The sequence below is a fragment of the Paenibacillus cookii genome, from assembly GCF_018333375.1.
Taxonomy (GTDB): domain Bacteria; phylum Bacillota; class Bacilli; order Paenibacillales; family Paenibacillaceae; genus Paenibacillus_AQ; species Paenibacillus_AQ cookii.
In genome coordinates this window covers 46,820-69,884 of sequence record NZ_BORW01000018.1, presented here as the reverse complement: position 1 = coordinate 69,884, position 23,065 = coordinate 46,820, and the positions used below count along the sequence as shown (strand labels likewise).

The following is a 23,065-nucleotide window of genomic DNA, read 5'->3' as shown; positions in this document are numbered from 1 at the left end:
TGACTTTTTCAGCCTATACTCATAACATCAAACCACAAAAGAGGCGATATAAGTCATGAAGAAAAAAGTGTACGGGAAAGAGCTGCGGCAGCGTGGCCGGAAGTTAAGTGCTTGGAGCTCATTTTGGCGTTTTCCCATCGTCTGGATGATTGCGGGAGCCGTCGGCATCATTCTCATCGATACGGTATTCAGGCAGCTGACAGCCCAAGCGGAGGGGGCCGTTTCCCTTATTTTTACACTGGTGATGGGCTTTCTGGCCATCCTGGTCTATAAGCTCACGCTGACGTTCCTGGCCCGGCGGTCCACTCCGGAGATATCCGGGCAGCGCGCAGGGACGGAAGCTATTCTGGGCGTATTGACCGGGACGATTTTTATCACAGGGTCCGTTCTTATCATTGCGGCTCTGGGAGGATACTCCTTCCAGTGGGCAAGTTCCGCGGATCCGAGTACTGTTCTAATATCCTCCGTGAAACCAGCTTTAGAAGGGGCCGTGATCGAGGAGCTTATCTTTCGCGGACTGATGTTTCAAGCCATGGATACATGGGGAGGAAAACCGCTCTCGCTTGCCGTGACCTCCCTATTCTTCGGCGCCTCCCATCTTGGAAATACAGGGGCGACGGTATGGAGCGCGTTCGCCATCGTCCTGGAGGCAGGCGTTCTGCTCGGAGCCGCTTTCTTGTGGCGGCGGAACTTGTGGTTTACGATGGGGCTCCATTTGGCTTGGAATACCATGGAAGGCTTGCTTGGCATTCCGGTTTCCGGGCACGCCGCGGCCGGTCTGTTTACCGTCAAGATGAACGGGGACGCACTTCTCACAGGGGGCGATTTTGGACTTGAGGGCTCTATTGTTCCGGTTGCAATCAGTCTTCTGTTCTCCGTTCCTATGCTTATTGCGGGTGCAAGGAAGCGGAGGGTCGACCCCGGCAAGCCTTCCGCGTTAAAGTAAACGGGACCGTAAACTCTACTTCCGCTGCCCGGATTGATTCTTTAGATGAAGAAAGTTCCGCATAAGGAGCGGCAAAGATACCAGAATCGGGGGATCGTCTTGCCGGGCGGGATGAAGCATGACTTCCTGGTAACGGACAGGCGTGTAAGGTTGAACGGTAATCGGCGCGTGCGCTCTGGTACGCAAGGTCGCATGCGGCAGCAGGAAATCCTTCGTCTGCATCTCCCAAGAGACGGACGTTGCCATCAAATAATAAGTGCCGGGCCTGACATCCGTAAAACGAAAGCGTCCCAAGGAAGGAAGCAGCGTCCCGTATAACGGGAATCCTTCGGGAATGGGCTTGGCAAACAAGCCAATCAGGATGAAGCCGTCGAACGGAACGGCCGAACAGATCTCGCCTTCGATCGTGGAGTTGCCGGAGAGCAGAACAGAAGACATCGTTCCCCAGTCGCTCAGATTCCGCAACGACTTGAAGTGCGCTTCCGCTTCTTGCGCCGACCGGCGAAATTCGGACGGCGTCACGCCTACCCGCTCGGTAAACCGGGTCGTGAACGTGCCCAGGCTCTGCTGCCCGATCTCGAGTCCGATATCGCGAATGGTCAGGTTCGTCTGCAGCAGCAGGTCTTTGGCTTTCTGCAAGCGGAGAGCCGAGACATAATACATGGGCGAAAGCCCGATCTTCTCTTTGAAGATGCGCGTAAAATGAAACGGGCTGTATAGCGCAATGTCGGCCAGGCGCGAAAGCTGAAGCGGTTCGTCGATATGCTTGTGAATATAGGCAATGACTTCGTCGATTCCTGAATAGTCGTCTGTTACCTCTTTCGCCACGCCATCACCCCGTTTTGAATATTTATCATGCTTTTCCATATTTTAAACCAGATCCGGCTTCTTCGACAATGATCGTCCCTAAAGCGATGATTCAGGCGCGGCGGTTTAAGCCCAAAAATCCCCGCGGCCTGTTCGCCGGCGGGGATTTGTTTCGCGATCCGGTGCAGCTTCTGCGGATTTCCTAGGATTTGATCAAATCCTCCCGCAGCGGGGTGAAGCAATCGAGCAGCGCGCTTGGCTCCAGCGCTTTGGCGCCGTGCCTTGCGCCGCCGGGAATGACGATCGTTTCGCCGGCGGAAATGATGCGTTTTTCCCCGTCGATCGTAAATTCGACCCGTCCTTTCAGGCAGTAGGACAGCTGTTCATGCGGGTGGGCATGCTCGTAGCCTTCGGCCCCTTCCTCAAAATGAACCTCCATCATCATCAGCGAAGCGCCGGGCGGCATGATTTTGCGTCTAACGCCAGGCTCCGCGTCTTCCCATACGCCGATATTGCTCATAAAGAATACCTCCTCCTTCAAGTTTGCTCGCGGCAAATCGGACGCGGCCGTCCCTTCGCGGGAGCCGTCTAAAACGCCTTCGGGATTTCGATTTTTTGCGTTTTGCCCTGATCGGTCAAATACAGGTTATAGCTGAACCCTTGGTCGTCCATAAAATATGAAACGTATTTGCCGCGCTCATCGAGACGTTTCGGCAGCAAAAGCGTGGCGATCCGGTGCGACGACGCTTCCTTCGTTTCGGCCGTCAGATGCCAGTGCTTGCCGAGCCCTTCGATTTCCGCCGGATCGACGCCGGCAAATTCGTTCGTTTGGCTGAGCGCCAGCTCGCCCGACGAGCTGAAGATAAACCGCCCCTCCATCAGCGCCCGTTTGCCGTTGACGTGAAACGACTGCCCGCGCAAATCCATCTCGTATAACGTGTGGAACAGCCATTGCACCCGGCCCGGCCGCTCCAGATCGACGGCGTCGACGACGACGAAATACGCATTTTGCACGAAATAAATTTCCCGTTTGTATTGCTTCAAATAAGGGACATGCTCCTGGTACGCCTGCGCCGGGTTCATGCGGACGTACGCGTAATCCTTGCCCCGGTGCGCGTCTTCGACCTCGCCTTTGGCCGCGATGTTCAGCGCCTTGTTCATGTCGGCGAACTGCCCTTGGCCGTCGATCAAAACCGCGTTTTTCGATCTCGTCTGCCTGCGCCAATTTAAATGCATGGAGCTGTTGAACGCGACGTAATAGCCGCTTTCCACCGCCAGCGGTTCGCCGTAAGCATGCAGCATGAACGCGCCCTGGTCCCCGTGGCTGTGGCTGACGGAGCCGTAACGGCTGCTTTTGGCCACCAACGAAATCTGCTCCTGCGGGTCGTGCATCCGGTGATGCATCGCTACCCATCCGACGTCGCGAAACCATTTGACCGGCTCGATGTCGGACGGCTCTACGGCTTGAACCCGGGGATAATTGCGGTAATAAAGCAAATCGTCGAAATGAAAATCCCACCAGCCGTAATTGTAGAACATCCGGTCCGCTTCCGGATTCCGGTCCTTCAGCTGCTCGTAATACCACTGGTACCAGCCGTTCCCCGTAATCCCGGCGTATTGGCGCATGTTGTAGCCGACCTTTTTGATGATGTCGTCCCCGAGCGTCGAGTTGTCGCCGAACGAGGTGCGGGTCGATGTCGTCGGGCTGTAGCAGTAGAGCGGAAAATCGCCGGTATGCCGGAAAAAAGGACGCTCGAACACATTGATTCCGGCGAAATTTTTCAGCAGGTCCAGCGCTTCGGTCAAATAAGCCATGCCCGTCGTCCAGTAATGCGGGCCCTCTGCCCAGCCGCCGTCGGCGCCGCCCCAGGGGGAAAACAGCGTGTAATAATATTCGACCGTATAATCCAGCCACGCCCTCGCTTGCGGCTCGTCGTCGAACAACGCGATGCAGCAGGGGACAAGCACCGAAGACAAGGAACGGACCGCATGGCTGTCGTACGGGATATGATGGATTTTGGAGCGTTTGATCACATGGTCGGCCACCTGCTCCGTTCGGCGCAGCAGCCGCCCGCGTACCGTCTCACGTTCGCTTTCGGTCAGCTGATCGTACAGCCAGTCATATCCCCAGGCAAGCGCCGCTGCGATCCGAAAGGCGGCTTCATCGTTATAATCCCGGCTTGTCGGCCCTTCCGGGTCCCAGGAGGCGGCGTGCAGCAGCCACGCTTTCGCTTTGGCAAGCACATCGGCATCCTGCAGCACGACGCCCGCGATGCTCAGATGCCGGATGGCGTACAGCACTTCCTGGCAAGCCAGGTAGCTTTCCCGCCATAAGGCGGCCGTGCGGCGATGGCCCGGATAGGGCTGCGGTTCCGCGATCAGCTCGCGCGTCAGCCATGGCTTGACGGAATGCTCGTAAAACGCGCGCCACCCGGTGCCCTCCGCATCCTCCGCGATGCTGCCGCGGTACGCGCCGATCTCGCCCGGCTGCAGCCACAGCCTCGGGTGGCCGCCCTGTATCCGGCGGTAACGGTCCGCCGCCGGTGCCAGCGGCGTCTCGGGCAGTCCCGCCGGTACATGGAAGGCGCGCACGACGCTCCATTCGGATTGCCCTCCCGCCGCGCCTCCTTCCGATTCAAGCAGCGCGTACCGCCAATAATAATCGCCCGGCTCCAAGGCCTCGTCCGGCGTGAAAAAGTTGTACCCTATAGGCTCGTATCTTCTCGTCGTTTCCTGCCGGAAGTCCGGGGAAGACGAAATCTCCAGGACGTACCGGTCCTCCTCCAGCTTGGCCGGAATCCATGTGAAACGCGGCGGATTCTCGTACAGCACGGTGTCTTCCCGCGGCGCATACTGAACGGTCAGGTCCCCGCTTACGGGCTGAAACAACGCATTTACTGCATTCATGCTTTTCCCCTCCATGTGCCATGTCGTCGTTAACGCATAAACAATCCGCCGTTCACTTCGATCGTCTCCCCGGTCAGGTAACCCGATAACGGCGACGCCAGGAACAACACCGCGTTTGCCACGTCCTGCGGCGTGCCTTCCCGCCCCAGCGGGATTTTGGCGACGGTCGCGGCCCGGCCTTCATCGGAAGTGAAGGTCGCATGAAAAGCCGTCTGCCCGATAAACCCCGGCGATACGCAGTTGACGTTGATGCGGTGTCCGGCCAGTTCTTTAGCCAACCCTTTCGAATAGGATATGACCGCCGCCTTGCTCGCCGCATAAATCGATGCGCCCGGGCCGCCGCCGTCATGCGCCGCGACGGACGTCATGTTGACGATTTTCCCGCCGCCCCGGCGGATCATGCCGGGAATGACCAGCTTGCTCAAGAACACGCAGGACTTGAAGTTCACGTCCATGACCCGGTCGTAATGCTCCTCCGTCATGTCGACGTTCGGCATGCGTTTCACCAAGTGGCCCGCGTTGTTCACCAAAATATCGACCGGGCCGCCAAACTCCGCCTGAACGGCCTCAACCATGGCCTCCAGCTGCCTTGTATCGGTCACGTCCGCACCGAACCCGGCCGCTTGGCCGCCGGCTTCCGCGATTTCCGCGACCAATGCTTCCGCCTGCTCCCGGCCGCTGCGGTAATGTACTCCTACCGCGGCGCCGCTTGCTGCCAGCGTCTTCGCGATCTCCCGCCCGATTCCCGAGCTGGCCCCTGTCACAAGCGCGATTTTGCCGTGCAAATCCACCGTCATCCCACCCTCTCTTCGTATATGCATGCCATGTTGCCGTCCAGCGGCAGCGACATCGTAATGACCGTCCCTTGGCCCGGGACGCTGTCGATCGTTAGTCCGTAAGCTTCGCCGTACACCATTTGAATGCGGCGGTGCACGTTCATCAAGCCAAGCCCGCCTTTATGATAGAGCGAACCCGTATCGGATTCGGCCAGCCGGTTCAGCCGCAGCTTTTCCCGCACGGAACGCAGCCGTTCCGCCGTCATGCCCGCCCCGTTGTCCTCCACGACGACATGGAAACGTTCCTCCTCTATGAACGCGCCGATGCGAATCCGGTGATGATCCTGCACACCGTCGGGGAACGCATGCTGGAACATGTTCTCGATCAGCGGCTGCAGCGTGAGCCGCACCATTTTGTGCAGCAGCAGCTCCGGCGGGATCGCCACGTCCAGCTCGAATTCGCGCTGCGTCCGGTATTTCAGGATCGTCATGTAGCTGAGCACATGCTTCAATTCGTTGACGACCGTAATTTCCGCCAAATTCGTCTGGAGCGCGTACCGCAGCATGTGGGCCATCGCTTCGACGATCTCCATGATTTCTTCCGAGTCCTGGACGACGGCGTAACATTTGATCGTCTCCAGCGTGTTGTACAGGAAATGCGGGTTCATCTGCAGCTGCAAAGCTTGGAACTCCGCTTTGTGCTGCTCCAGCGCGATCCGCTGCAAATTCAGCTCCGTTTTGTTGGACCGGATTTCGGCTTCGTACACCCGCTCGATCATCTCGGATAACCGCGTCAGCATCATGTTGTAGCTGCGGATCAAAAAGCCGAATTCGTCCTGGCGCCCGTCATCGTCGATCGTTTTCCATTCGCCCTTATCCATCATGCGCATGTTCCGCACCAGCTTCTTCAGCGGCTGCACGAGCGAATTGCCGAACCGGCCGGCGAACCACAACGCGATCATGAGCGTAAACGCGCCGGCGATCACCGTCGTGTACCGGATGCTCATGATCGGCTCACGCAGCTCGGACACCGGCACGGAGATGACCATCCGCCAATCGGCCGCATGCAGCCGCTGCGACACGTACATCCGCCGCTCGCCGTTCGCCTTCGCCGTGAACGTGTCCCGGTCTCCCGCCAGCAGCTGCCGCTTGATCTCTTCATTCATATATTCATCCGCGGCAACCTGATCCGGCTGATCCACGAATTGGCCCTGTCCGTCAACGATGAAGGAATATCCCTTTTTCCCGAGATCCATCTGGCCCCACAGCTTCGAGATTTCCTTCGTGTTCAGCTTCATCCCGAGAATGCCCCGGGGCTGGTGGGAGACGATCCCGCGCACGCGGCGGATGAACGTAATGTACTGGGCGTCTCCCGGGGCCACCGAAGCCGAGTTGATCAGCGCCCCGAGCCCGTCCTTCGGGATTTGCCCTTCGATCAATTCATAATACGCTTTGTAATCCTTCACTTCGTCCTGAATGATGTCTTTCGTCGTAATCGCTTTGCCGTCCTGATTGATGACATAAATCAAGTCGATCTGCGGGTAGATGATAAACGCCTGATCGAACTTTTTTTGAATCCGCTCGGACAATTCGTAATACTGGAAGCTGTTGCCCGGGTCCATCTCCATGAACTGGAGCACGTCGCGGTCGGACAAAATCGTTTTGCTCGCATTGTCAAAGGTCTGCAAATACAAGTCCGTATGGTACGCGGCATGCGCGATCATTTGCGACAAATACCGTTCCAGCTGGCGATCCAGCAGCTTCGAGGATTGGACGTACGTGATGGCGCCGACCACCGACAACGAAATGACGATAAGCACCGTAAAATAAAAGAAGATGCGGTGCGATATGCTTTTGCCGAACATCAAGAGGAGATCCCCAGCTTCTGCCGGTATTCGGAGGGCGAGATGCCCTCGTATTTTTTGAAGGTTTTCGTGAAGTTGGAGTGGTCGGCGTATCCAACCGCGTAAGAAATGTCCGTGATCCGGTGCCGCTCTTCGCCGAGCATCCGTTTGGCGTATTCCATGCGCCGTTTCGTGCGGTATTGGACGAACGTTTCGCCGGTCGTCTGCTTGAACATGACGCTGAAATAATTCGGATGCAGCCCGAGCAGTTCGGCCACCTCCTCCAGCGAAACCTCGCTGGCGAGGTTGCGTTCGATATACGCCTTGGCCTCCTCGATCGGGTCCTTCAGCTTGCCTTTTCTGCGCCGGTGCAGGTTTTCCAGCGTCTGCCCGACGCTGTCCTCGAACCGCTTCCAGGCATCCGCAAACGACAGCCCCCGCTCCAGATTCAGGCATTCCACAAGCGGAATGTGGACATCCTTTGCCTTCAGCTTTTTCATCAGCAGCGCATAAAACTCTTCCAGCACTTCGGTCTTTTGCAGATCAGACAGCCCGTAAGCCGCCATCTCTTCTCCCCATGTACGAAGCAGCTCCTGCGCCTGCGCCCGGTCCACGTAATAAATCGCCTGCTCGAAGCGTTCCAGCCATTCGTCGATTTTGGCCACGGACAGATAGGCGGAGCGTCCGAGTTTGGACGCGCGCTGCACGAGCCGACCCAGCGTATCATGCAGCTGCCTTTTGCCGATCGGCTTCAGCAGGTACTCCCTCACCCCGTAGCTCATGCAGGTCTGGGCATACGTAAAGTCGTCGTACCCCGAAATGACGACCGTCTGCACGGGAGCGTCCATTTCGGCTAGTTTTTCGCATAACGCCAGACCGTCCATGACGGGCATGCGGATATCCGTGAACACGAAATCGGGGAGCTCTTCCCGGACGGCCTCCAGCGCTTCCGCTCCGTTGGCGGCCTCGCGGATGGATGAAACCGGAACCCCGGATTGCCGAATGAATACGGTCAGGCCTTTCAAAATCATGGGTTCGTCATCAACAATGAGAATGCGATACATCCGATGGAACAGCTCCTTTCGATTTCGTTCATCCGGTAGACGCCGGGGTTTAGCTAAGACACCTGCTTCGTCCAAAGGCTGCCGGCTGAAGCCGGTTTATTTGCGCGGCAGGAACACGCCTTCTTTTTTCTGGAACCGCTCGTTTGCTTCGGCCAGCACGTCCTTGCCGCCTTTCGATTTCCACTCCTCGATCACCTTCGGCCAATTTTCGATCGGCTCCTGTCCGTACACCATTTTCACCATATGCGTGATGAGGACCGGCGGCGGCGTATCCGACAGCGGCGTAATGTCCGGGTTCTTTTTAAGCGCTTCCAATCTGGGCTCGAATTCCATGCCGTCGCGGCCTTCATTCGCAAGAATGTTATCGAACACGCTCATCAGGTTGCGGCCTTCTTCCGTCAGGCTGAGCGAACCTTTGTTATAGGTCGTATCCTGCACGAGCCACAAAAACGACTGGCGGTAACGCTCCTCGTCGACGCCCTGGGAATCGGTCGGCTGCTTGTAGTCGATTTTGTCGCCGTTCATCGTGTAGTTCTCGCCCTCCACCCCGAACGTGAAGAACTTCTCCGCTTCGTCGGACACCATCCAGTCAAGGAATTGAATGACCTTCTCCGGATGTTTGTATTTGGCGTTGATGAAGTAGGAGCGGTTGACGTCGCCGTACAAGTAATATCCGCCTTTGCCGTCGGGTCCGACCGGGGACGGAATGATTTCCAGCTTCGCGTTCGGCACCGACTCCTTCAGCTGGGTTTCCCATTGGATCAGCTCGTTGGCGTTCATCGACCACATGCCGGCTTTGCCCGCCAGGATCGTGTTTTTGAACGTCGTCGGATTGATCGTCGCGAACTCTTTATTGATCAGCCCTTCATCGTACATCGTTTTATACGTGGAGAGCGCTTTCATCATGTTTTCCGAATCAAAAAACTTCGGCTGCACTTCACCGTTCACTTCTTCAAACTGGCTTAAGTACGGGAATACGTCATACGCGCCGAAAAACGTATCCGCATATTTGAAATCCTGCCTTCCCATGTACGGGTTCTCCACGCCGAGCTTTTTGAAGGCGCGCAGCACGTTCAAATACTCGTCGACCGTCTTTGGCACGGGCAGCCCCGTCTGATCCAGCAAATCCTTGCGAATCCACGTCGCCCGGCGGGAAGGATTGGACAGCCATTCCGGGATACCATAAATTTTACCTTGATAGGTCATGCGATTCCAAGCTTCCTTTGGAATTTTCTTCAAAAGGTTCTGCCCGTGCTCCTTCAGCAAATCGTCGAGCGGCATGAACACGCCGGCTTCCACGGAACCCGCCATTTCTTTGCCCGTCACGCCGCCCTGTCCCTGCACCACGTCCGGAATGTCGTTCGTCGCGAACATTTGCGCCATTTTCTGCTCGTATTCCTTATGCGGCACAAGGCGGATATCCAAATCCGTTTTGGTCAGCTCTTCGAGCCGTTTCACCCATTTGTCCTGGTTGATATCGGGCGATTTCTCGACATGTCCGAAGTTGAGCGTCCGCAAGGAAATCGAAAACTTCGTGACCTCATCCGCTGCCGCCTGCTTCGTTTCTTCCTTGCTTTCCTCCTGCCCGCCGGACGTCTCCTGTTTACCCGAGCATCCTGCCAGCAGCCCTGCAGCCATAACGCCCGCCAGCAGCAAGCTTGCCCATTTTTTCATGTTATCCCCTCTTCTCAAAAAAATGATGTTTGCAGGTCATGGATGATTTTCGCTAGCCAGATTGTATCGTCAAAGCCCCAGCAACCGTGAGGGAGCAACTTCATGTGCGCTGGGCATTTTTTAAGATTTGACCGCTCCGAGCGTAAGCCCTTTCACGAAATGCCTTTGCAAAAACGGGTAAATCAAAATGATCGGCAGCGTCGCGATGATGATCGTCGCCATTTTGATGCCTTCCGGGGACGTAAACGCCAAATCGCTGAACTGCGAGGCGCCGGGGTCAATACTGATATCGTCCGTTTCGAACATTTTTTTCAGCTTCACCTGCAGCGGCCACCATTTCGGCTGATCGATGTAATACAGCGCGCTCATGTAGGCGTTCCAATGCCCTACCGCGTAAAAAATGCCGAGCGACGCCATCACCGGCTTGGACAACGGCACGACCATGCTCGTCATGATTCTCAATTCGCCGCATCCGTCGATGCGCGCGGAATCGATCACCTCGGCCGGAAGCTGCTTGAAAAACGAATGCATCACGAAAAAGTTGAACGCACTGATCGCTCCCGGCAAAATCAGCGCCCATGGCGTGTTCATCAGGTGCAGGTTTTTGATCAAAATGAAGTTCGGAATGAGCGGCGCGCTGAAAATCATCGTCACCAGCACCAGCAGCACGACGATCCGCCTGCCCACGTATTCCTGCCGCGATACCGGATAAGCGAGCGTTGCCGTGGCGACCAGATTGACCAGCGTCCCGGCCGCCGTGATGAACACCGAGACGGCAAAGGAGCGCCAAATGGACGCGTCGCTGAACACGTACTCGTAGTTGATCAGCGTGAACTCGATCGGCCAAAAGGTGACCTTTCCCGACGTAATCGCCGCCGAGGAGCTGAAGGACTGCGCGATCACGTTCAGGAACGGCAGGAACATGACCAGCCCGAGTATCGTCAAAAACAAAATATTAAACGCGTTAAACGTTTTGTAGCCGCCGGACATTTTCCGGTTCATGGGTCCTCCTCCTCTTCATCGGATGATGTGTAAAATCCTCTAATACAGGCTTTCGCCCGTCGTCTTTTTGCTGAAGAAGTTCCCTGCCATCACGAGCACCAGGCCGACCACGGACTTGAACAGCCCGACCGCCGTCGTGTAGCTGTACTGCTGGGACAACAGGCCTGCCCGGTAAATGTACGTATCCAAAATTTCGCCGTTTTCCGTGTTCAGCGCGTTGAGGAACACCCATACCCGTTCAAACCCGAAATCCAGGAACTTGCCGATATGCAGCAGGAACAAAATCATGATGGTCGGGAGCAGCGCCGGGAGCGTGATTTTCAGCGTCTGCTTCCAGCGGTTCGCCCCGTCGATTTCCGCCGCCTCGTACAGCTCCGGGTTGATCCCCGCCAAAGCCGCCAGGTACAAAATCGTGCCGTACCCCGTATCGCGCCAAATGCCCGAGCCGACCAGCACGCTGCGGATGTAACGGTTATCGCCTAAAAAATAGAGCGGGTCGATGCCGAACAACCCGAGCAGCTGATTGAGAATGCCCGTGGCGGGCGACAAAATGGCGACGGACATGCCGGCGATGACGACCCAGGACAGGAAGTGGGGCATGTACACGACGGTTTGGACCACCCTTTTAAACAGGACAAGCCGCAGTTCATTGAGCAAAATGGCCAAAATGATCGGCGCCGGAAACGCGATGACGAGGTCGTACAGCCCGATCAGCACCGTGTTTTTCAAAATCCGCAAAAAGTCGTAATGCTCGAACATCGTCTTGAAATGCGCAAAGCCTACCCACTCGCTGCCGGTAAACCCTTTAAAAATGTTGTAGTCCTGAAACGCGATGATCGAGCCGCCAAGCGGAATGTACTTGAAAATGAGAAAATACAAAATGCCGGGGAGCGAAATGATGTACAGCGCCTTATACTTCCACATCAGCCGGGCGATGCCGCCGCTCTTGACGCGTCTTCGCCCCATGCCCGGGGGGAGCGCTTCGGCCGCTTCGGGTTTCGTTGACATATCGATCCTCCTTCTGCCGTATGGGAATAGGTTAGAAACTCAAAAGTTTTCGGATTTTGCCAAATCCTCTACTTTCATACTAACGGCGGAAGGCGGGATGCTCCATGGCTGGATTCTTTGTGGGCTGGTGATTTTTTAAGGTGGAAAAAAGGGATGGATCGGAAGGAGGCGTTGCTTGGAGAATGAAACGGCCGGGTGCCGCTCGCGGGCATAAAAAAGCCTCCTCTCCTGGAGTGGAGAAGAGGCCGTGATCATGTCCAGTATGGGGGATCCGACCTGAGCGTAAAAGGCCGCGCGGAAAAATCTCAGGCTTGCTTGCGTTTGCGGCCAAACAGCTCCTGGCGGAGTTCGTCCAAATGCCCCAGCACCTCGCGCGATGCTTCTTCAATCGGTTTCAGCACGTTGTAGGACTCGGAGGCCGCGGTCTTGCCGTCCATCAACCGGGCGGCCTCCTTCGCCAGCCGGTGGATTCGCGCATGCGGTTCATCGAGCGCCTGAAAGGACGGCAGCTTGGCGAGGGCCTCGCTTGTTCGGCGTTCATCGTACCACTTGCCCAACCGGCATGCGTGATGGTCCCCCGCGGCTTCGAGGTCGAGCCGATGAAAACCGAGCAGGCTGTTGTATACCCACCAGCGCCACAGCAGATGGTCGGTTTTCACGGTGCGAAGGGTCTGCTCTTCGCTCAGGCGCGGAAACAGCCCGAGAGTTTGCAGCCGCAGCCCGTTTACTTTTTTGCTCGCTTCGTAAATGTCTTTGCCGGTCGCCAGCGCATGCTGCTGAATCCGTTCCTGATGCTCCAGCATGACCGCCGTGCGCGCCGATATGTCCTTCGTTGCCGCGGCTTGCTCCTGTACGACCGCCGCGATGCCGGAGGTGGACTCGCCGATCCCTTTGATCAGCTGCATCATGTGGTCCAGACTGCCGATCGCTTCCTGCGCGCGGTTTACGTGCCCGAAGATGTCCTGCTCCATCTCCTCGGTTTGGCGCCGGACGTCGAACGTCGTCTGATCCATCCGGGCGATGCTGCTTGTCACCTGCTCCACCGAGCCCTTCGTCTGTTCGGCCAGCTTCCGCACCTCGCTTGCGACGACGGCGAAACCTTTGCCGTCCTCCCCGGCTCTCGCCGCTTCAATGGATGCATTCAAGGCCAGCAGATTCGTTTGCTCCGCCACCTCGCGGATGAGACCGACGACCTGAGTCACGTTTTGCACCGTCTCATGCAGTTCTTCGAAACGGCTGCGGGTGTCGGCAAAGCGTTCGGTGATCGCCAGAAATCCGTTCAGCGCCGAGGCGATCACCTCCTGTCCCTGCTGCGCCTGCTCCAGCATCCCGTTGCTGCTCTCCGCCATGCGTGCCGCGTGTTCGGCCACTTCCTGAACCGACGCGGACAGCTGCTGCGCTCCCGTACTAACGTTGTTCGTCTCCTCCAACGATTGCGCGACCGAATCGAGGAGCGGTTTGATTTTGTCCATTTCGATCAACGTTTCGACGATTTGGCTGTTCGTTTCGATCACCTGGTAATGATGCGCTTCATCGTACGCTTCCAGCACCAGCTGCGTGTCCAGCGTGATGATGCGGTTCAGCGACGTGATGATCGCCGCCGCTTTGTGCCGATTCGGGAATTCCTCTAAAATGAGCGGAACAAGCTCCTCATAAATCCGGGTGAACGCCCCGATGAACCACTCCGGCGCAAGCTTGATACGGCTGTGGATATGCCCGATCCGCATCCGCGACTCAAAATAGGACTCGTCCAGCTCGACGCGCGGAATGGATTTCAGATAAGCGATAAACGTGCCGGTCAGGCGCTCCCGGGTACTGTGTTCTTCGATGATATCCCGCATCTCCCGAACCTGCGCCAAAATCTCGTAATGCCGATGGGTAATCCGCTCCGCGTGCGCATCGATCAGCGCCGTTAACCGGCGCACGTTCTCCAAGTCAGCCTGATGAATTTGCAAAAATTCCAGCTTTTGCTTCAAATGGCCCGCCGCCGCAACGTCCGTCGAAGCCTGCAAGGGTCCGTCATCATCCCTCCGACTCTTCTTTTGAAAAAACATCTGATCCCCTCCTGATGTGTTTGGTTCTTGTTGATCATGCCAGCGCTGCAGCCTATTAACCTCTCTCGATTTATCCCTGACGCCGCTTTCCGGCATTGTAGAAGGCTGCCGCCGGCTTGCGTAGGAACTGGTTGCCGAGACAATGCGCCCATCTCGAAACCGTTTACGATTCCTGCTTTCTTATTTATCGGCAAATCTGGTTAAGAACTGGATATGAACAGAAGCGTAAATTTCATGAACACAAAAAATGCACCCCTTAAGAAGCGTGCCGGATGAACTGATGCTTGGGTTCCTGCTTCGCCTTTAAAAGGTGCTTTCGAAAAATATTAAAAAGCGGATGTGAACGCTTGACTTGCCGCCATATCCCCTTTGCGGATGATTGCATGAAAAATGGGCTGTTCATGGGAAGAGTTACGGGCGTGCATCCATACACTCCCTGTTGGGACGAATAGGATAGGATCGAACGTCCATCGTCGCTCCTCGGGGCAGCATGGCCGTGATCGCTGAAGGGAGTGCTTTCCATGCCCGCTCCATATCCACGCTCGCAAATTCGCGGCATCGCCCGCCAATTCGGATTGAACATGATTTCCTCGGCGCCGATGCCGCGAATTCAGGCAAGCTGTGGATTCTGGATCGGGGAAGGCCTTTCTACGTCACGGCATGGATCGAAGGGCATCCCATGCAAACGGCGCAGGACTTTGAGCAGCTCGGCAGGCTTTAGCCGCGCTTCATGCCATCCCCCCGGGAAAGGCCGGTCTCAAACGGGCTCCCGCCCTTGAACAAATTCGGTTATGGAAAACAAAGGATTCCTTTTTCCGCAAAACGACGGCGCGTTTGCATCAAAAAGGGAGATACCGAAGATGGATCGAAACGTACGGCAAAGCCTGCACATCGCTTTCGGAACGGGCATGGAGCGAGCTCGCCACCCCGGGGACGCTCCGGCTCATCAAGAACGAAGCCGCTCGTCCCTCATTCGTTCACAACGACGTCACGATGCCGAATGTCATCCTTTCCGGCGACGGGCGTCTCTTTCTCATCGACTGGGACCGGATTCGGCTGGGCTCGGCCTTTATCGATACGGCCAAGGCGATCCAAAACACGACCCAGTTCAATCCCGAGTTCATCCAATCGTTTCTGACAGGGTACGAACAACACCGGCCATTAGGCAAGGCTGCACGAAAAACCATCGCCGCCCTTTATGCGCTCCCGCTCGAAGTTTGGTCCGCTTTCCGTTTCCCTTCCCGCGCCGGCAGCCGGCAAATGCTGCGTACAATAGACCGGACGTGGCAGGAGCGGGTAAAGGCGGTGGAGTTTATGGATGCGTGGGCGGGGTTAGCTTCCGGTATTCCTTGTCCGTCAAATATTCACAGAAAAATGGGGCGGCTTCCTCGGGGAGAATCGGCTTGAACCACTCGTCCAGTCCCCGGTCCAGCATGACGAGCAGCACGATCATAAACAAGCTGACGCCGGTAGAATACCGAAGCCAGCTTGTATCCTGGAGTTTTTTTCGTTGTCCACTAAATGGGGTCTTGCCCAAGGTCTCGGAAGCATTATTTTGTCAGAGGATTAGCAAGCTCAGTTTTGAAATAACTTCGGAGAGGATTTTGGGCGGAACTTTGCAGATGAACATCGCTTGACGGGACTGCCAGTCAAGGCTCTTAACCTGATCGGCAAGGATTACTCCATCAATCGGCAAATCTTGCGGAATAATAACTTCAAAGGGGTAGCTTTTTCTCCTTGAGGTTATCGGACATAACAAGGAAAGTCCAACCTTTCCATTATAAGCTGCAGGAGAAACCACTAGTGCCGGACGCCTGCCTGCCTGTTCATGCCCCGCCTGCGGGTTGAACTGCAACCAAACCAAGTCGCCGCGATCCGGTATATATTCGGTTTTTACCATGCTTCCCGACCTTCCGGCCCGCCTGTTGACACCTCTTCATGAAGGTTCTCAGGTGTAACTTGAGTAAGAAGCTCCTCCAGTGTAGTGGACTTCGGCTTGATAACCAAGTGGCCGTTTTCCACATCAAGATCGATCTCCGACCCTTCCTCCAGCCCAACCTTCAAAGCAAGGGATTTCGGGATGCGAATGCCTAGACTATTGCCCCACTTTTGCACATGAAACATGGAACCGCCCCCTGAAAATGTATATACAAAGTATATACCCAATATGGCTAAAAGTCAAATTTTGGTCCCTTGCCTTTATGAGTTATGCGTTTCCCACTTGAAGGTTCGTTTGCTCCTTCTTTTTCAATCCAATGACCTGACTCTGTGGAATTAGCGGATTATGATACACGACATAAGCCTTGTTAAATCGCTCGAAATAGCTTGGCTCATGCGATTTAGGAGTTAGGATGATCATTTTTCGTTTAAGTTCGCGAACATAAAGGTCAAAGACCATATTTTTGCGCTGCTCATCCAGTGCGCTGTCAAATTCGTCAAGCACGATAAATCCGGGACTCGACTGTAAATTCTGCAAAAGGGAGAGCGCAAACAGCAAGGAACTCAGCGATTCCTCTCCTCCGGATACACCTTTACCTACCCTTCCGCCGCGCGCTTTGATGCTCACATCCTCCAGCTTGCCCCGGTGTCCTTCTTTTCGAGCTCTAATATACAAATGGAAGTGAGTTCTTCCCTGCTTGTCCTCATGAGAATCCCAGTCTACCTGGCCCTCAAATTGAAACAAAGACATATAGGACCTGAATTTTTGCTGAATTTCGCTTACGCGCATGCTAATCGTTGTTTCCAAAAGATCCTGCAATTCGACCGTCCGCTGCTCATCCGCCTCCAGCAGAATTTTGGTCCGCTTATATTCATCCTCCAGTTGCTCATAGTTTTCCTTGGCAATTCGGTAATTTTCAGGAGCCGCAGGATCTACTTCTTCTTTTCTTGCTTCTTCAAAGGTAACTTCCCCTTTTTCCGCATCTGTCCGAAGCGCCCTAATTGCCGGTTTCTCTTCCTTGGCATATTTCTCCGCATAAATTTGTTTAGCCTCGTTAAAGATTTCAGGCACTATTCCCTTCATGTCTTCAATCTTCCTAGCGAGTACCGTCATTTCTGATTCCGCGTTCTGCTTTCCTTCTTCCGCTTTGTGGTGTTGATTGTGAAGTTGATTCACCAGCTGCTTCGTAAGCTGCAGTCGATGCCCTACATCGCCAATCTCCCGGTCCAGCTTTCTTCCTTTCTTCTCCAGTTGCTCCAAACGGTCTTCTAATGTCTGTAATTCATCTTCTTTCTCCTGCGTTTCACTTTCCAATGACTGAAGCTGGGCTTCTTTGTCATGCAGCTGCTCAAATTGTTCCCTCTGCGCACCTAGCTTCTCATAAAATGCCGCTTCTCGTTCTAAACTTTCCTGCTCATTTTCAAGCTTGGCCCGGACTCGCACCAATTCCCGAAACAGTTGCGATAAATGATTCTGCTCTTCTTCCAACTTGGACAACTTTAGAGTCATCAGCTTTAACTGTTCCTGACGCTGCATTCGCTCGTGTTGTCTCGTCATAAAAGCTTCAGCCATACGAACCTGCTGAATGATCCCCCCCAGAATCTGACTTTTCTGTGTATCTTCCTCGACCAACTGATAGATCTGTTCCAGTTCTGTGGAAAGTTTGGTTATATTGGACTCGACTTGTTTTTGACGAACCTCAAGTGCTCGTGCACTTAGAATATACCGCGGCTGCTCCTGGTTCCCCCGAAGTCCGGCAGCATCCCGAAGCACTTCCTCCTCGATTCGGACCGAATTCTGCAGAAAGAACTGTTCTACCCACCAGAGCGCCTTGCTGGCGTCATTCGTCATCTCCTCAGACAAATCACGTTTTACCTTGAGATGAAGCGCCGGCAAAACAGTAACCGAGCGATCTGGAACAACCGAATGCAAAGAGACATGATACAAGTCGTTCGGAGGTTTGATCCCGTCAACGCTTCCGCCGAAAAAAATCGTATATTTGATCGTATTAAATGAATCCTCATACTTTGGATGTGCCGCCTCATCCAGTTCAATCAAGTCACTCAGCGTATACGCCTTTCTGCCCAGCCTCTGAAAATATTGAAGCGATGCTTGCTGCCTGACCGAGATATTCCGATCCATCCGCAAGTTTTCTAATTCCCTCTCCAGCACTTTCAATTCCCGATCAAGGTCATAACCGTGGTTTCTGCCTTTCCTGATCTTCTCCTCGAGTCGATTCATTTCAAGCTGTACCTCATGACTGGAAGAATGCTGACTTAAAATATCACGGTGCAAGGATTCTTCCTTCTCATCCTGTTCAAGAGCCGCCTTAAGCTCGCTTGATCTGTTCCGAAGGTCGGTAAGGCTTAGCCCGACTTGTGAAACTTGTTCCGTGTTGCTTTGTTCCTGCTCTGTCAGTTCAGCCAATCTTCTATAAACGTCCTCCAGCCCTTTACTCACCTGAGCTTCTGTTCGCTGAATATACTTTCTTTCTTCCTCGAGCATGGCAAGCTCCTGCTTCAGTCCAGCAATCTCTGTCTTAAGCACATCCCTGTCCTCTTGCAAGTTCTGAAGCTTCTGTTCGAGATCAGAGATCTCTCCGGCAACACGCTCCTTATCTTCATCACATCGGATCCGCTGAGCATCAAGATTCTGTTTTTCTTCGATCAATACATTCTCTTTTTCCAGTTGTTCCTCTTGGTCTATTAACAGCTGCTCTGCCTGTCCGAGATACATAGCCCTTTCCTGCTTGAAATATTTCTCAAGACGAAGCAGCGATACGGAGCGCAGTATTCCGCCATCTCGAAGCCTTTTGCGGTTTAGCTCATATCGATCCAGTTCAGACTTCATAATCTTTAAATTTTGCTTCGTACCGGCCAGTCTCGTCTGTGCCATAGACAATGATTCCCGTGTTTCCTTCAACTTGACCATGCTTTCTTCCCAATTTCTCTGCGCATCCGTAATGCCATGCATTTCGCTAAAAATACGGAATCGTTCTTCCGGCGACATCGTCGCAAATTGGTTTACTTCCTGCTGGTACCAGATTAAATAAAACAGGTCAGGGTCAATTCTATAGACATATTGCAAGTCTCTTTTATACTTGGTAAAGCTGTTTTCCCGATCTCCTGAAGTATAATGCTTTCTATCTGTATAATGATCTTGTTCATCACCTGCTTCGATAATAAATTCCTTCTTGATCGGCTCACCGGGCTCCTGTTTGATCAGCAGCGTAAATTCGATATAGCGCGGAGCGTCGATTTTCATCGATCCTTCATTCAAAAACAGCAGCGCAATACGTGCTCTCCAAGTTTCATCGGGAGGTAAATTTCGTGATTTCAGCCCTTCAACTTCTACTTTAGAGGAGTAGAGGACAGCACCCATACAGTACGTAATCGTCGATTTTCCTGCTCCATTGGGACCGGTGACCATAATATGATCCGTATGACCGGACAAATCCAGATAAGCAGGATCATAATCTCGAATGCCTGAAAAGGTTAGCTTCCATGGAATCATCTTATTCCCCTCCGGTGTGTAAATTGTAACGTCTGAAGAACTTGAGCACTTCCTCTTTGCTCAGCTGATTGGACTGACTAAATTCAGCTGTTCGCCGTAGGAATGAATCCGAGAAAAGATTTGCTCCGATAGCCGTCAACTGATATGCTCGTTCATTCGAAAATTCATTGTCGCTATATTCCTCAATGGCTCCGATTTTTTTTAGTGCATCCAGATTATTCAGCAGCTTCTGATTGGCTTTCGTCGTTTCATGTCCAAGTGCATGCAGCAGCTGATCAAACAGGGTGTACTCATGCTGCAGCACCTCTTGCTGATAAAAGATATATAGCAGCAGCGCCAGACTTTCTTCAGACAAAGTGGTTCTTGCAGTTCTAGCAGGAACCCTCATCATAACAATCAGTTGATCCCGTCGGTCGTCATAGATCAATTTGAAATATCTCCCTACTGCCTGGTTAACCCTAATAATGTAAGAATCAAGAGCATCATTATCACTTGCAGTGCCCAATTGTTTCTCGGCTTCCTTTCTGGACAAACCAAAGTTGCCCCCTCGCAAAGTTGCAGATGAGGAGAACAAAATATTCATAAATACCAGCTCTTCCTGCGGTGTCAGAACTCCCTTTAATCCCTGTAAAGCCTGCAATGTGTGACTCTCTGCCGCCTGATTCTCCGCAGGCTCTACCCGATCTTCCTTCTGTTTCCTCATTTCCTCATGATTCATCATGCAAATCTCCCGGCTTTCTTTTTTTAATCGTCCATTCCCGATCCTTCGGATTGATCCAATTCCAGACCTTGTCGGGCCACTGCTGAAGTTCTGATCCAGCTCTATTCATCCAAACCTTGTCGTTGCCAATAAGAGCTGAAATAGCCGCCAAGGAATTGATGGCGTCTGACCAGCGCGGGCCCGCGGCTTCGATCATGATTTGCTCCATCCCCGCCTCATCATATTGATCGAGATATTGTTCGACCTCTTCGGTGCGGATCATGGATTTCGTCATCAGCCAGGTGGTGTCTCCTATATACTGCTGCAGCTCATCTGCAGAAATTTGCTCAAGTTTGTATTCGATCATTTCTCCCTCTTCTTCCAGAGGTTTCACCTTGGGCTCATAGTTCTCCAAGTAATGAACCGAATCCGAAATATCAGCCGCAGAAATAGGAGCTGCAAACTTGATTGGAATCCATAGCCCATCCAATGCCTCGCCCTCGTACTGATCCTGTTCCATGAAGCTTAGCATTTGGTAAGGATTTGGAATGTCAGAATCAACAGGCGGATTATACATTTTGATAATGAATTCACGTACCTTCTCAGGCTGAATATAAGATGAAAGCACTGTTTCCCGCATCGTGGCAAATTTTAAATATTTATTCGTCATCCCAAGACTAAGACTTGTGCCTTCCGCTAATACAGAGGTTCCCTTTTGCATCAAAGTAGTCAACACCAGACTATCTTCCAACGTCTGAAATTGCCGGTAACGCTCCTCCAGCTTGCCCTGCAGCTCCTTCATCAACTCGTGAATCAGCTCTAACTGTGGCAATGCATTACGATCGGCCAGCATTTCAAGCTCTCGTTCTTTGAGCAACTGGATGGCATTCTCGACATTACGAATCATGCTGGCAATCTTGTTCCCGCCGGAAATGCCATGATCATCGTAGGCTTCGCTGATTTCTGCGTCTCGCCTTGCTTGAAACAAAGAACGTCCAATCTCGTCGTGCATATAATAGGCCAATGAGTCATTGGCAAGCCGCACCAAAGCATCCATCATCCGTTTCCCTGCATCGCGCAGCTTGATCTGCCTAGACTGTTTGGATAACCAGTTGTATTTCACCAAAATATTGATGATTTGCTCCATCTGCTTTTGGGTTGGAGGATTTGGATCTGTGTATTTATTTCTGTAACGATAGAATAATGTATCTGTATTTTCAATTGGCTCAGCCAGGCCCAAAGCTTCCTCATTTAGAAGCTGTATGATGCGCAGAAATCGGAATATCCCTCCCGGCGTCAACCATTGATGCGTACCGAGATCGTTGAATACACCTGCAAGATAACTGATATCCCGCATCGATTGATATAGCTCGGGAACCGTTCCGTCTTTGTCGAATACCGAGATCAGCATTCGATCCATTTCTTCCAATCTGTCTCACTCCCCAAAATCAGCTCTTGTTCTGTACGCTCACCATTCATCAGCAGTTCGTTCATATAATTCTCGTATTCTTCAAACCGGGTCAGGATCGAGTGATCATGGCATATCCATTTCATTGTGATTCGTTCTTTACTCGCCCCTTTTACAACCGATGTCAGATGACTGGCAATGACAAGACCGGATTCATCATAATCAGTCCATATGATCACTTGCTGGATGGAATCTCCTTGAAGCAACTGCCGAATCAGACGGGCATGCGCGCTTCTGAGTTGACCGTCTACTCCGATAACCAATAAGCCGCTGTCTTGGACAAATTCCTCTGCAGCTGCAAATCTGGTCAGAATTGCTCTGTTCTCCGCAAGCCAGAGTGTACCGGCTGAGGTCGAATAGTCATCTTTATATACAGCCAGGTCTGTTAAAGCGTAGACGGGCCCAGCCAAATAATTCGAGTACCTGCCCGATATCGGACCTGTAAAATAAATAGGCGTGATCTGTCCAAGACTATTCAACCCTAGCAAAGGTAACGGACAGGATGCCCAGGTTTCGACCAGACCTAGAAAATCCTGCTTGTGGGAATCAAAGGTTTTAGACCCCCCGATGCCCCGCTCATAGGAAGCTCCGATCTCTTTCCAGTCAAAAAATTGCTTACGAACAGACAAGTGGATAAAAGCCTGTAAGAAATGCATGAACACGAAGCGTTTTTTTCTTGTCCAACTCGCCGGAAATTCAGGAGAAGAACTGAAGTCATCCAAGAGATGATGTTGAAATAGCGCATCCAACACTGAAATTAAAGACGTTATATTTTCCTTTCGCTCCGGAAGCCAAGAAGAAGTATCTGAATGAGCAGGTTCAAGAGTTTTAAGGATATCAAGTTCGTTCCTAAGCGCTTGCCGCAATTCAGACCACTGCCGGTCTTCAGCCTCTCTTTTATTGTCAATAACCCCCTGCTTATATTGAAACAAACGAAGTCCCATACGGTAACTGATTCTTTCCGCAGTTCTGCCGTCTTGTTTGAAACGATACTCTTTCATAATCCAACCCTGCTCTAACCAAGTGAAGGTATTCGAATCTTCCTTAAGATCAGCTTTCCTTCCGACGCTCCATTCAAGCAATTTCTCTGAGGGTAACTGTGACTCATCCTCATAACTAACAGCAACAATCAACATCCCCGTCTTTCGATAGGTTTTAACGGTTCTTTTTACGATAGTTAATTCATGAAGATTACCTTCTGTAATACTTTCAGCCGTATCCAGGCCAACGGGTTCGATCTGCTCGCCTTTCTTTAAGATGTATTTTTCAATGAATTTTTTAATTTCTTCAAATTGATTTATGATCATAAACAACGAACCTTTATAAATGTAATTTATTTTAATTGTAGCATAGTGAAGGAAAT

Annotated in this window: 19 protein-coding genes; 3 read left to right on the top strand and 16 right to left on the bottom strand. The window is 52.9% G+C overall.

Translation table 11 applies throughout. The features are described from left to right. The first annotated feature begins 55 nt into the window (after positions 1–55). Positions 56–946, top strand: coding sequence for a CPBP family intramembrane glutamic endopeptidase (locus KI367_RS16400; RefSeq protein WP_036712924.1), 891 nt, complete (start codon positions 56–58; stop codon positions 944–946). Positions 947–961: 15 nt separating this feature from the next. On the opposite strand, the gene KI367_RS16395 is transcribed toward KI367_RS16400, so the two are convergent. From KI367_RS16395 to KI367_RS16350, 10 genes are all read right to left on the bottom strand, one after another. Continuing rightward, positions 962–1,813, bottom strand: a complete 852-nt coding sequence (locus tag KI367_RS16395; RefSeq protein ID WP_212950961.1) for a helix-turn-helix domain-containing protein — start codon at positions 1,811–1,813, stop codon at positions 962–964. 142 nt (positions 1,814–1,955) lie between these two features. Beyond that, complete coding sequence (locus KI367_RS16390) at positions 1,956–2,273, bottom strand: cupin domain-containing protein (protein WP_212950960.1); 318 nt, start codon at positions 2,271–2,273, stop codon at positions 1,956–1,958. A 68-nt stretch (positions 2,274–2,341) separates the two neighbouring features. Beyond that, positions 2,342–4,660 carry a DUF4962 domain-containing protein gene (locus KI367_RS16385; RefSeq protein ID WP_212950957.1) on the bottom strand — a complete coding sequence of 773 codons (2,319 nt, stop codon included), beginning with the start codon at positions 4,658–4,660 and terminating at the stop codon, positions 2,342–2,344. A gap of 29 nt (positions 4,661–4,689) precedes the next feature. Continuing rightward, positions 4,690–5,457: an SDR family NAD(P)-dependent oxidoreductase gene (locus tag KI367_RS16380; RefSeq protein ID WP_212950955.1), complete on the bottom strand. Its 768-nt coding sequence runs from the start codon at positions 5,455–5,457 to the stop codon at positions 4,690–4,692. Further along, positions 5,454–7,301, bottom strand: coding sequence for a cache domain-containing sensor histidine kinase (locus KI367_RS16375; protein WP_246537020.1), 1,848 nt, complete (start codon positions 7,299–7,301; stop codon positions 5,454–5,456). Before KI367_RS16375 ends, KI367_RS16380 begins: the two co-directional genes overlap by 4 nt. Next, positions 7,301–8,344 (bottom strand): response regulator, encoded by a 1,044-nt coding sequence (locus tag KI367_RS16370; protein ID WP_212950952.1) that lies wholly within the window; start codon positions 8,342–8,344, stop codon positions 7,301–7,303. The genes KI367_RS16375 and KI367_RS16370 overlap by 1 nt, the downstream gene beginning before the upstream one ends. Before the next feature lie 96 nt (positions 8,345–8,440). Continuing rightward, positions 8,441–10,018 carry an extracellular solute-binding protein gene (locus tag KI367_RS16365; RefSeq protein WP_212950950.1) on the bottom strand — a complete coding sequence of 526 codons (1,578 nt, stop codon included), beginning with the start codon at positions 10,016–10,018 and terminating at the stop codon, positions 8,441–8,443. 120 nt (positions 10,019–10,138) lie between these two features. Beyond that, positions 10,139–11,020, bottom strand: coding sequence for a carbohydrate ABC transporter permease (locus KI367_RS16360; protein WP_036712915.1), 882 nt, complete (start codon positions 11,018–11,020; stop codon positions 10,139–10,141). A 39-nt stretch (positions 11,021–11,059) separates the two neighbouring features. Further along, on the bottom strand, positions 11,060–11,986 hold the full coding sequence (locus tag KI367_RS16355; protein WP_212950986.1) for an ABC transporter permease: 927 nt from the start codon (positions 11,984–11,986) through the stop codon (positions 11,060–11,062). A 347-nt stretch (positions 11,987–12,333) separates the two neighbouring features. Continuing rightward, positions 12,334–14,082: a protoglobin domain-containing protein gene (locus tag KI367_RS16350; RefSeq protein WP_212950948.1), complete on the bottom strand. Its 1,749-nt coding sequence runs from the start codon at positions 14,080–14,082 to the stop codon at positions 12,334–12,336. 496 nt (positions 14,083–14,578) lie between these two features. Here KI367_RS16350 and KI367_RS16345 point away from each other — a divergent pair, with 496 nt between their 5' ends. Continuing rightward, complete coding sequence (locus KI367_RS16345; RefSeq protein ID WP_212950946.1) at positions 14,579–14,803, top strand: hypothetical protein; 225 nt, start codon at positions 14,579–14,581, stop codon at positions 14,801–14,803. Between the two features lie 14 nt (positions 14,804–14,817). After that, positions 14,818–15,489, top strand: coding sequence for a phosphotransferase family protein (locus tag KI367_RS16340; protein ID WP_212950985.1), 672 nt, complete (start codon positions 14,818–14,820; stop codon positions 15,487–15,489). Positions 15,490–15,640: 151 nt separating this feature from the next. On the opposite strand, the gene mazF is transcribed toward KI367_RS16340, so the two are convergent. From mazF to KI367_RS16310, 6 genes are all read right to left on the bottom strand, one after another. Further along, positions 15,641–15,982 carry an endoribonuclease MazF gene (gene mazF, locus KI367_RS16335; protein WP_212950944.1) on the bottom strand — a complete coding sequence of 114 codons (342 nt, stop codon included), beginning with the start codon at positions 15,980–15,982 and terminating at the stop codon, positions 15,641–15,643. Next, positions 15,976–16,206, bottom strand: coding sequence for an AbrB/MazE/SpoVT family DNA-binding domain-containing protein (locus KI367_RS16330; RefSeq protein WP_036712908.1), 231 nt, complete (start codon positions 16,204–16,206; stop codon positions 15,976–15,978). Before KI367_RS16330 ends, mazF begins: the two co-directional genes overlap by 7 nt. Before the next feature lie 82 nt (positions 16,207–16,288). Further along, entirely contained in the window at positions 16,289–19,534 is a 3,246-nt protein-coding gene (locus tag KI367_RS16325; protein ID WP_212950943.1) for an SMC family protein, read from the bottom strand. A 1-nt stretch (position 19,535) separates the two neighbouring features. Further along, complete coding sequence (locus KI367_RS16320) at positions 19,536–20,252, bottom strand: hypothetical protein (protein WP_246537013.1); 717 nt, start codon at positions 20,250–20,252, stop codon at positions 19,536–19,538. Continuing rightward, complete coding sequence (locus KI367_RS16315; protein WP_212950941.1) at positions 20,242–21,663, bottom strand: hypothetical protein; 1,422 nt, start codon at positions 21,661–21,663, stop codon at positions 20,242–20,244. Before KI367_RS16315 ends, KI367_RS16320 begins: the two co-directional genes overlap by 11 nt. After that, complete coding sequence (locus KI367_RS16310) at positions 21,639–23,009, bottom strand: toprim domain-containing protein (protein ID WP_212950940.1); 1,371 nt, start codon at positions 23,007–23,009, stop codon at positions 21,639–21,641. The genes KI367_RS16315 and KI367_RS16310 overlap by 25 nt, the downstream gene beginning before the upstream one ends. Positions 23,010–23,065: the final 56 nt, after the last annotated feature.

Coding starts and splice junctions, on each gene's coding strand:
- KI367_RS16350 (WP_212950948.1), bottom strand. CDS start 14,082: ATGTTTTTTCAAAAGAAGAGTCGGAGGGATGATGACGGACCCTTGCAG.
- mazF (WP_212950944.1), bottom strand. CDS start 15,982: ATGGTAAAAACCGAATATATACCGGATCGCGGCGACTTGGTTTGGTTG.
- KI367_RS16320 (WP_246537013.1), bottom strand. CDS start 20,252: ATGAATCATGAGGAAATGAGGAAACAGAAGGAAGATCGGGTAGAGCCT.
- KI367_RS16355 (WP_212950986.1), bottom strand. CDS start 11,986: ATGGGGCGAAGACGCGTCAAGAGCGGCGGCATCGCCCGGCTGATGTGG.
- KI367_RS16325 (WP_212950943.1), bottom strand. CDS start 19,534: ATGATTCCATGGAAGCTAACCTTTTCAGGCATTCGAGATTATGATCCT.
- KI367_RS16365 (WP_212950950.1), bottom strand. CDS start 10,018: ATGAAAAAATGGGCAAGCTTGCTGCTGGCGGGCGTTATGGCTGCAGGG.
- KI367_RS16370 (WP_212950952.1), bottom strand. CDS start 8,344: ATGTATCGCATTCTCATTGTTGATGACGAACCCATGATTTTGAAAGGC.
- KI367_RS16360 (WP_036712915.1), bottom strand. CDS start 11,020: ATGAACCGGAAAATGTCCGGCGGCTACAAAACGTTTAACGCGTTTAAT.
- KI367_RS16395 (WP_212950961.1), bottom strand. CDS start 1,813: ATGGAAAAGCATGATAAATATTCAAAACGGGGTGATGGCGTGGCGAAA.
- KI367_RS16400 (WP_036712924.1), top strand. CDS start 56: ATGAAGAAAAAAGTGTACGGGAAAGAGCTGCGGCAGCGTGGCCGGAAG.
- KI367_RS16330 (WP_036712908.1), bottom strand. CDS start 16,206: ATGTTTCATGTGCAAAAGTGGGGCAATAGTCTAGGCATTCGCATCCCG.
- KI367_RS16310 (WP_212950940.1), bottom strand. CDS start 23,009: ATGATCATAAATCAATTTGAAGAAATTAAAAAATTCATTGAAAAATAC.
- KI367_RS16385 (WP_212950957.1), bottom strand. CDS start 4,660: ATGAATGCAGTAAATGCGTTGTTTCAGCCCGTAAGCGGGGACCTGACC.
- KI367_RS16380 (WP_212950955.1), bottom strand. CDS start 5,457: ATGACGGTGGATTTGCACGGCAAAATCGCGCTTGTGACAGGGGCCAGC.
- KI367_RS16390 (WP_212950960.1), bottom strand. CDS start 2,273: ATGAGCAATATCGGCGTATGGGAAGACGCGGAGCCTGGCGTTAGACGC.
- KI367_RS16375 (WP_246537020.1), bottom strand. CDS start 7,301: ATGTTCGGCAAAAGCATATCGCACCGCATCTTCTTTTATTTTACGGTG.